Source organism: Microbacterium sp. ZW T2_14, from assembly GCF_044987405.1.
GTDB lineage: Bacteria > Actinomycetota > Actinomycetes > Actinomycetales > Microbacteriaceae > Microbacterium.
Genome location: NZ_JBJDRK010000122.1, coordinates 1 through 1,773 on the forward strand (window position 1 = coordinate 1; position 1,773 = coordinate 1,773).

Sequence of the window (1,773 nt, forward strand, 5' to 3'; positions counted from 1 at the left end):
GTCCAGAGCAGCACGCGGCGCCGCCACCGGCCCCTCTCCACGCCGACCGTGGTGGCGGCGGCGCCGCGTGCTGCTCTGGACCGCTTCCGTCGTCGCGGGGGTGCTGGTCGGCGTGGGTGCGACCCTGGCGATCCAGGCGGCCGGCGCGGGGAGGATCGCCACGCTTCAGGTGGACGCGGAGGCCGCCTGGCCCGACGCGTTCTTCGGCGAGCGACCCGAGGACGCCCAGGTGTTCGAGGAGTTCTACGGCCTCACGGTGCTGGTCTTCTCGCAGACATCGAGGGAAGCGGGAAAGCAGAACTGCCTCTACATCCTCGTCGCCGAGGACTCCTTCGGCGGGGGCAGCTGCTCTTCCGGCTCGTTCGCCGCCAACGCCTCGGTGCAGGTGCTCCCCCGTTCGCCGGACGAGCTCCGCGAGCGCTTCCCCGCGGGCACGTCGCTGGGATTCGTGGTCGACGGGTCTCAGGTCCGGGTCTACGCGCGCGAGCCGGGCATCCTCGAGCCGACGCCCTGAGGAGCCACGAGTCGCGACTCGTGGCGGGAGCCGCGGGGCGTCAGCCTCCGTGCGGTGCCCCCTCGGCGGGTCACGCCGTCGGGGCCGCGGCGTCTCCGACGTCGGTGCGGTGGAAGTTCTGGAACGAGCGGGATGCCGTCGGCCCCCGCTGGCCCTGGTACCGGTTGCCGTAGGTGCCCGAGCCGTAGGGGTTCTCGGCGGGTGAGGTCAGCCGGAAGTAGCAGACCTGTCCGATCTTCATGCCCGGCCACAGCTTGATCGGCAGGGTCGCGACGTTCGAGAGCTCGAGCGTGACATGACCCGTGAAGCCCGGGTCGATGAACCCGGCGGTCGAGTGCGTCAGCAGGCCCAGTCGGCCGAGGGACGACTTGCCCTCGAGCCGGGCGGCGATGTCGTCGGGCAGCGAGATCTTCTCGAAGGTCGATCCCAGCGCGAATTCGCCGGGGTGCAGGATGAACGGCTCCCCGGGGTCCACCGAGATGAGGCGGGTGAGCTCGGGCTGATCCTCGGCCGGGTCGATGAACGGGTACTTGTGGTTGTCGAAGAGCCGGAAGGAGCGGTCGAGCCGCACATCAACGCTCGACGGCTGCACCATCGCCGGATCCCACGGGTCGAGCCCGATGCGTCCCGCGTCGATCTCGAGCCGGATGTCGCGGTCACTGAGCAGCACGCGGCCAGCCTATCGGGGCGGCATCCGTCCGGCTCGAACGTGACGTCCACCCGCCTCGAGACGGCGAGGGATGCGGCCGCCCGGGCACCGTGTCGTCGGCACGCGGTCCGCCGGGCGCCGGCAGTCGAAGCGCGCGGCCATCGTCCCGTAGGTTGTCAGTGAACGTCAGCGTCGAGCGAACCGCGGAGGACCGAGCCCATGCCCGATCGCCGCGCGCTGTCGTCGGCGCGACTGCTGCGGCGCCGCAGCGGTGCGCGGACGGGGCTGCTCGCGAGCGGGGCGGCAACGGTCGCCGTCGCCGTCGCGACCGTGTCGGTCGTCCTGGCCTGGCTCGCGCGTGCGATCACGGTCGCGGGCGATCCGCCGCCACCGGGGCTCTCGCCCGACGAGGTCGCCCAGCAGGTGCAGGTCGGCGCTGTCGCCCTCGCGTCGGCCACGCCCGCGCTCGTGCTGATGGTCGCGATCCTCGCGGGCACGGCCGTCGCGCAGCTCGCGCGACTCGTCGCCGCGGCGCGCGAGCATGAGACCTCGACCGTCCGTGCGCGCGGGTTCTCCCGCGCACAGGCCTGGACGGCGGATGCCGCGGAGG

2 protein-coding genes and 1 pseudogene are annotated in these 1,773 nt (G+C 72.6%); 2 read left to right on the forward strand and 1 reads right to left on the reverse strand.

Going from position 1 to position 1,773, the window contains the following annotated elements; translation table 11 throughout:
- Positions 1–514: pseudogene (locus tag ACI3KY_RS20225) on the forward strand (hypothetical protein); the annotation flags it as partial.
- A 70-nt stretch (positions 515–584) separates the two neighbouring features.
- Here the strand turns inward: ACI3KY_RS20225 and dcd are convergent.
- On the reverse strand, positions 585–1,184 hold the full coding sequence (gene dcd, locus ACI3KY_RS20230; protein ID WP_404931910.1) for a dCTP deaminase: 600 nt from the start codon (positions 1,182–1,184) through the stop codon (positions 585–587).
- Between the two features lie 198 nt (positions 1,185–1,382).
- On the opposite strand from dcd, the gene ACI3KY_RS20235 reads away from it, so the two are divergent.
- The coding region (locus tag ACI3KY_RS20235; protein WP_404931911.1) for a hypothetical protein at positions 1,383–1,773 on the forward strand (391 nt) is incomplete at its 3' end.